Below are 6,475 nucleotides of genomic sequence, written 5' to 3' on the forward strand. Positions count from 1 at the left end.
ATAGCTCCTCAACCCTGCTTCGCGGCAGCCAAGGCGTCTTTCAAGGCGTCCTTGGCCGCGGCAATATCGTTTGGCCCACCGACGGCCACGCCGACGGCGCCGTCCGCAATGCGCTTGACGAGACCCGTCAGCACCTTGCCCGCGCCGATTTCGAAGAAGCGCGTCACGCCGTGACCCGCCATATAGGAGACCGACTCGCGCCAGCGCACCGTGCCGGTGACCTGCTCGACCAGACGGCGGCGGATCTCGTCGGGATCGGTGATGGCGCTTGCCAGCACGTTCGAGACCAGGGGCGCCGCGGGCGCCTTGATCGTGACCTTGGACAGCGCCTCAGCCATGGCATCGGCGGCAGGTTGCATCAGCTTGCAATGGAAGGGCGCGGATACCGGCAGCAGCATCGCGCGCTTGGCACCCTTGCCCTTGGCGATCTCGACGGCGCGATCGACCGCCGCCTTGTCGCCGGAGACCACGACCTGACCGCCGCCATTGTCGTTGGCGGCCTGGCAAACCTGGCCCTGCGCCGCCTCATGAGCGACCTCCATGGCCGCCTCGTAGTCGAGGCCGAGCAGCGCGGCCATCGCGCCGGCGCCGACCGGGACGGCCTTTTGCATTGCGAGCCCGCGTGTGCGCAGCAGCCGCGCGGTATCGGAAATCGTCAGGCTCCCAGCCGCAGCCAGCGCCGAATATTCGCCGAGCGAGTGCCCAGCGACGAAGGCCGCATCCCGCCCCACGGAAAATCCGGCCTCGGCCTCCAGCACGCGCAAGGTGGCGAGCGAGACCGCCATCAAGGCCGGCTGGGCGTTTTCGGTAAGCTGGAGGGTCTCCGCCGGGCCATCCCAGATGGTGGCCGTGAGCTTTTCCCCAAGCGCGGCATCGACCTCGTCGAACACGGCGCGGGCCGCAGGAAAGGCTTCGGCCAGGGCCTTGCCCATGCCGACGGCCTGGGACCCCTGCCCCGGAAATGTGAATGCTGCCGTCATCGGCGCTCCCTGGCTCGCTGAGCCTCATTAGGACCGGGCGGCCATTCTACGCCGGGCGCGGGCCGTTTCCCGATCATGCTCCAAAGGGGGCCGTAGACACTGACCGGGACCAGAATGTCAAGCCGCGACGACGTCCGGGACCGGGGATCACTGACGGATTACGCCCCACCGCCGGCCCCCGATGCAGCCTGATTCACCCCTCCCGGCCCGACCGCGCGGCCATGGGCTGCTGCCATGCCTTCCGGCGGACGGTGCAGCCGCCAATGCAGCAAACATTTACGCTGTCTGGAACTCGCTGGTGCGCTTTAAGCCACCTTAAATACCGGCTGTCGAAATTGCGGCCATGGCATCCGTAGTTACACCGACTTCGACAGCTTCCACCGCTGCCGCGCAACCGCAGCTGTGGTGGCACGGCTGCGTCGACTGGTTGCTTGCCGGCCCGACCTCGCAGCCCGACGACATTCATAACGAGTTTCTTCAGCAAAGGACCAACAAGACGAAGACGCTCGCGGTGGCTGTGCTCGCGTCCCTGCTGATCGCATCGCTCGCCGCTGCCTTGACTGGCGCCGCATGGGCCTATGCCTGGGTGCTGGCAGAACTGGTCCTGGGCAGCACCCGAATCTACCTGATGATGAAAGCCTTCGCGCGAGCCAAGGCCGACGGGCCAGGTGCCGCGAGCGGCACGCCGGTCTGGGTCGGCCTGCTATCCGTGATCCTGATTTCTGCGGGCTGCTATCAATGCGTCGCATCGGGACAGCTGCCACTGGTCCTGACCGCCGGCGTCGGCCTCGCCAACCTGACCGGTGGAATTACCTCGCGTAGCGCCGGAACGCCGCGCTATGGAATTCTCATGATCTGCATCCTGACGCTGCCCTTTGCGGTGGCCACGATGCTGTCCCCGATTCCCTTCCTGTTCATCGTCGGCCTGCAAACCCCGGTCTACACCGCGGGATTGATTTTCCTGCTGCTTGAAAATCACAAGATCCTGCTCAACCTGCATCGCTCCGAGCGCAACAATCGCCAGATGGCGCACCACGACCTGCTCACCGGTCTTCCCAATCGCGCCCTGAACCGGAAGCTGTTTTCGGAGCTGCTCGACGGACCATGGCCGGAGGCCGCGTCACCATCGGCCGCGAAGCTCACCGTGTTTTGCGTCGATCTCGACAACTTCAAGGGCGTCAACGACCGGCTCGGACATGCGGCCGGCGACGCCGTCCTCGTCGCCGTCGCGGACCGCCTGCGCGCCAGCGTGCGCGAGGCCGATGTCGTCTGCCGCGTTGGTGGCGACGAATTCGTGATCCTACTGCCCGACATCGCGGACACCGAGGCCGCCGACATTGCCCGGCGGATCATCGCGCGGGTTTCCGAACCATTCGAATTTGCGCCGGCGGCGCGTGTCGGCGCAAGCATCGGGCTCGCAACGGCGCCCCGGGACGGGATGACCGCCGATGAATTGCTGAGCGCGGCGGACCGCGCGATGTACGAGGCCAAGCGCCGCGGCAAGGGCGGCTTCGTGATTCACGCCTCCGACATCGAAGAGATCACCGAGGTGGTGCCACTCGTTCCCGCGGCAAGAGCTCCTGCGCTGGCCGACTAGAACCCGCCTGCCTTCTGATCCGCGCCGACCTCGGCGCCCGCCTGCGCGCGGCGAACGCTGCTGACCAATTGCCCGGGACGATCATCGCGGTTTGGCTTGGCCGTCGCGAGCCGCAGCACCGCGAGATAGTTCGGCTGCACCTCCATGCGGCCAGCGTGCCGGCTCTCGCTCAGCAGGCGATGCACCTTGGGCAAATTGTAGCAGGGCACATAGAACAAGAGGTGATGCTCGAGGTGATAGTTCACGTAGTACGGCGCGATGAACAGCCGCTCGAGAAAATTGGCATGCGTGGTGCGGGTGTTACGCAGGGGATCGTGGCTGTCGGGCACGACCGCATGCTCGGCGATGTTGCGGATACGTGTAATGACCATCTGCCAGGTCAAAAGCGGCACCAGCCATAGCAGCGGATAGGCCCACCAAACGCCGGTGGCCGCGAGCACTGCAAACAGCAGCGCATTCATAACGCATTGCGGCCCGAGCTTCTCCCAGAAATGCGCGGCGCGCTGCGACCACGGCCATTCCTTCTGACCGAGCGCATTGAGCAGTTGCGCCTTGCGCTGCTGATAGCCGGTCTGCCCGGTGATATCGCGGATGAACTTGCGCCGGTAGCTCAGCTGGGTGATTGGGAACGGCGCCGACAGCACGAGATCGGGGTCGTCTTCCTGCTGCGTGCGCGCATGGTGCTGCAAATGATAGCGGCGATAGCTGCGCGTCTCAGCGAAGATCGGATAGGCGCAGAACCACTGGCTCAGCGCCAGATTGGTCTTTTCATCCGGCGACAGGCAGCCATGCGCGCCGTCATGCATGAGGATCGCCAAGCCCAGCTGGCGCGAGCCGACGATCGCGACCGCGAGAATGTAGGTCAGCGGATTCGGCCACCACGCCACCAGTGCGATCGCAGCCGCGATCAGCGCCCAGGCGTGCGCGATCAGTGCTACGCCCTTCCAGGTGACGCGCTCGCGCACGTCGACGAGTTGGTCTTCGGTCAGGAAATCGCGGGCACGCATGCGAAGCGCGGTCATGGCCTAACTCTCCTCGTCCGATGGTGTTGATGCGTCGCGATCCCCGACGAGCCGCAGGCGCGCCGCATCGCCAGCCGATTTCGCCTGCTCGCCGAGCACGCGCAGCATCTCTGCGCACAGCTCATCCGGCGAGCGGCCCATCGCGTAGCCTTCCACGATGACGCCGATCGCCACCGCCCAGAACCTGCGTGAGCTCTCGTCCGGCGCGCGCAGCGTCCGCCAGCCGTGGCGCTCGATCTGGGCCGCGTAGGCGCGCGCGCCCTCGGTGTGCAGGCGCTCGATGGTGCGCTCGACCAGCGGCGCAAGATCTTGTCGTCGCCGTGTCAACGTCAGCGCTTCGGCGAAGAAGGCCACTGAATCGGTCGCCGTGACTGTCTGCGCGAGCGCGTGCGTGTAGGCCTGCGGCGTGTGCGCCTTGAGCGCGGCCTGCTCGGTGGCGCGCGCCAGATACAGCAGATCGCGGCAGGCGCATTCGACGAACAGCGCCTCCTTGGTGCGGAAGTAATAGGTGATCTGGCTCGGAAACGCGTTCGCGGCGGTCGCGATGTCGGAAATCGATGTCCCGGAAAGCCCCTGCTCCCTGAACAAGGGACTAGCAGCATCGAGGAGCAGCGAGCGCATCTTGCGCCCCGCCGAACGGGTGGCCCGAGCTGTATGCTTCGGGTCGCCCCGAGGCGCTTCCAGCGGATCCTTGACGGATTTGACCATCGGCTCCTCCCGTCATTTATTTGTATGCTATACAAACAAATAAATCAAGACAAAGGTGCGCGCGGCCTTGGGTTGCGCTGGAATCGAAAGGGGCCGCTCCTGAGCGGCCCCTTGCCGGTAAAAATGGTTTCGAGATGAAATTCAGCCCCGGCAGTCACAACCCTACAACTTTCCATAAATTCTGGGGATTCCGTACAAGCGCGGTGTTCCCGCACCGGAACCGGCCGCAATCCTGCTTGCTTGCGGTTCTTCCAAAACCCGCCTGCCGAACCTTGCCAAGCCGCCCAAAATCCGTATAAAGCGCGCCATCCGCGGACCCCGGCCGGGAGCTGAACGGACGGTCTCAGCAAATTCACTTGTTGATTTTGATGTGGCAGGGCCAGTCGGCCCGTCGTCCCGTGTTTCCGCCTTCTGAGCTTAATCCCAGAGTCCTTTCCGAAGGCCTCTTAAGGGCTTGACGCCGGGTGAAGCGCCAACATGAGGAAAGGACTTCCATGCCTCTTTACGAGCATGTCTTTCTCGCGCGTCAGGACGCGAGCCCGCAGCAGGTTGAAGAGCTGACGACCCAGATGACCGGTATCGTCGAAGGTCTCGGCGGCAAGGTCACCAAGACCGAGAACTGGGGCGTGCGCTCCCTCACCTACCGCATGAACAAGAACCGCAAGGCGCACTTCGTGCTGCTCAACATCGACGCGCCGTCCGCGGCGATCGCGGAGATCGAGCGCCAGGAGCGCATCAGCGAAGACGTGATCCGCTATCTCAGCGTCCGCGTCGAGGAGCTCGAGGAAGGTCCCTCCGCGATGATGCGCAAGGCCGACCGCGATCGCGAGCGCGATGACCGCGGCGGTGGATTCCGCGGCGAGCGTGAAGGCGGCTTCCGTGGCGACCGCGAAGGCGGCTTCCGCGGTGACCGCGGCCCGCGCCGTCCGCGCGACGAAGCTGAAACGACGGATGGGGAGTAAGAACAATGGCTGAAGCTGGTGCACGCCGTCCGTTTTTCCGTCGCCGCAAGAGCTGCCCGTTCACGGGCGCCAACGCGCCGAAGATCGACTACAAGGATTCCAAGCTGTTGATGCGTTACGTCTCCGAGCGCGGCAAGATCGTGCCGAGCCGCATCACGGCCGTGTCCGCCAAGAAGCAGCGTGAACTCGCCCGCGCCATCAAGCGCGCGCGGTTCCTCGGCCTCTTGCCCTACGTGATCCGCTAAACGACGTTTCGACCGGCGGCCCCAAGGCCGCCGGTCTTATCATTCAAAGTCATAAGGCTCCGGTCGTCCGGTTGCCGAGGGTTGGGGCGAAATGCCTCTAACCGCTCGGTAGCCCTAAGTATTTCATTTTCAATACAATCAAGCAGTTAGCTGCCATCCGCCCGCACTGGATACCGGATTTTCAGCTACGTTTCTGCTACGAAACTGCTACTGATCCCGTTCCGTCCTTTGGAACTCAACCATCCATTTGTGGACATACCTCGCGTCCAGATCCGCCACAGCGCCGCGGTCGCGGCTTCACCTGTTCACAATTGCGTCGGCCGAGAGCCCGACGCGATCCCGCGACCGACGCGAGCGCATCCAGCGGACCGGCATTGTCCGACGGGCTACGTCGGCAGGCGAAAAGTGCGAGGCACTTGCACCAAGGCACGCCATTGACGCTGGTTCCTTTGATGCGCACACGGACGATGGAGGTGTCAATCATCTCGACAGCGGCATCATGGGCTACGGCCTGCGCGTCCATGATGCGACCCCACACACCAGCCGGCCGCCAAATAACGGAGCGGTTGTAACACGTGATATATGGCTCAAACTCTTCGGGCAAATCGCGCCAGAGTGCTCCGGATAGCAAGACCCAGAGAATGCTATTGAGGACACGGCGGTCGTTAACCCGAGGGACGCCACGCGGCTTGTTCGGCAGCATCGGCTTGATCGCAGTCCATTCATGATCGGCTAGTTCGTAGCGCATGATTCGAGCCCCCAGTTTGGGAGTTTGAATCACGAGGGTTTGGTTTGGCCGAAAGCAACACCCGAAGGCTCGGTCCTGGTACGGCGCTTGCGAGGCCAGAAGCGGACATCTACCAATCCACAATCCCGCTCGCACCGTCGAAAATGATGTGGTGGACGACGCCCGCTCCCGGCATCGAATGTGCCAAAGGGTGGTCGTTGAAAAACGAATCAC

At 64.0% G+C, this 6,475-nt stretch carries 6 protein-coding genes and 1 pseudogene; 3 read left to right on the forward strand and 4 right to left on the reverse strand.

The genetic code is table 11. From position 1 onward, the window contains the following. Positions 1-8: 8 nt before the first annotated feature. Entirely contained in the window at positions 9-980 is a 972-nt protein-coding gene (fabD, locus tag Q3C01_RS41485; RefSeq protein WP_458151113.1) for an ACP S-malonyltransferase, read from the reverse strand. 343 nt (positions 981-1,323) lie between these two features. Between fabD and Q3C01_RS41490 the strand changes: the two genes are divergently transcribed. After that, on the forward strand, positions 1,324-2,577 hold the full coding sequence (locus Q3C01_RS41490; RefSeq protein WP_458151114.1) for a diguanylate cyclase domain-containing protein: 1,254 nt from the start codon (positions 1,324-1,326) through the stop codon (positions 2,575-2,577). On the opposite strand, the gene Q3C01_RS41495 is transcribed toward Q3C01_RS41490, so the two are convergent. Further along, on the reverse strand, positions 2,574-3,599 hold the full coding sequence (locus tag Q3C01_RS41495) for a fatty acid desaturase family protein (protein ID WP_458151115.1): 1,026 nt from the start codon (positions 3,597-3,599) through the stop codon (positions 2,574-2,576). The genes Q3C01_RS41490 and Q3C01_RS41495 overlap by 4 nt on opposite strands. Before the next feature lie 3 nt (positions 3,600-3,602). Next, positions 3,603-4,307 (reverse strand): TetR/AcrR family transcriptional regulator C-terminal domain-containing protein, encoded by a 705-nt coding sequence (locus Q3C01_RS41500; RefSeq protein ID WP_458151116.1) that lies wholly within the window; start codon positions 4,305-4,307, stop codon positions 3,603-3,605. Positions 4,308-4,801: 494 nt separating this feature from the next. Between Q3C01_RS41500 and rpsF the strand changes: the two genes are divergently transcribed. Both rpsF and rpsR read left to right on the forward strand, forming a co-directional pair. Continuing rightward, complete coding sequence (rpsF, locus tag Q3C01_RS41505; protein ID WP_449378574.1) at positions 4,802-5,269, forward strand: 30S ribosomal protein S6; 468 nt, start codon at positions 4,802-4,804, stop codon at positions 5,267-5,269. Between the two features lie 5 nt (positions 5,270-5,274). After that, a complete protein-coding gene (rpsR, locus tag Q3C01_RS41510) occupies positions 5,275-5,514 on the forward strand; it encodes a 30S ribosomal protein S18 (protein ID WP_007592020.1) in 240 nt (79 codons plus the stop codon). Between the two features lie 460 nt (positions 5,515-5,974). Here the strand turns inward: rpsR and Q3C01_RS41515 are convergent. Then, positions 5,975-6,262 (reverse strand): annotated as a pseudogene (locus Q3C01_RS41515) (transposase); the annotation flags it as partial. Positions 6,263-6,475 lie beyond the last annotated feature (213 nt).

The organism is Bradyrhizobium sp. UFLA05-109 (assembly GCF_054185165.1).